Origin of the sequence: Streptomyces sp. SID3343 (assembly GCF_009865215.1) — a bacterium.
GTDB lineage: Bacteria > Actinomycetota > Actinomycetes > Streptomycetales > Streptomycetaceae > Embleya.
The window spans coordinates 1-209 of sequence record NZ_WWJX01000557.1 but is presented as its reverse complement, the minus strand read 5'-3'; the positions used below and the strand labels follow the sequence as shown (position 1 = coordinate 209).

Below are 209 nucleotides of genomic sequence, written 5' to 3'. Positions count from 1 at the left end.
ATCAGGAAGCGCTTGAGCACCTCGACCGCGCCCTCGACGTACTCCGAGTTGTAGACCGGCTCCGACATCGCGACGCACTCGCCCCAGCCCTCGGCATCGGGCGTGACCACGCGGAGCAACAGCACGTCGCGCGCGGTCTCGACGCCGAACGACGTGCGAAAGGGCGCCCGGAGCGGCATCGCGATCCGGCGAAGTTCGATTCCGGTGAT

Annotated in this window: 1 pseudogene; it reads right to left on the bottom strand. The window is 67.9% G+C overall.

Annotated features, from left to right (window positions below):
- Positions 1–209 (bottom strand): annotated as a pseudogene (locus GT354_RS16905) (o-succinylbenzoate synthase); the annotation flags it as partial.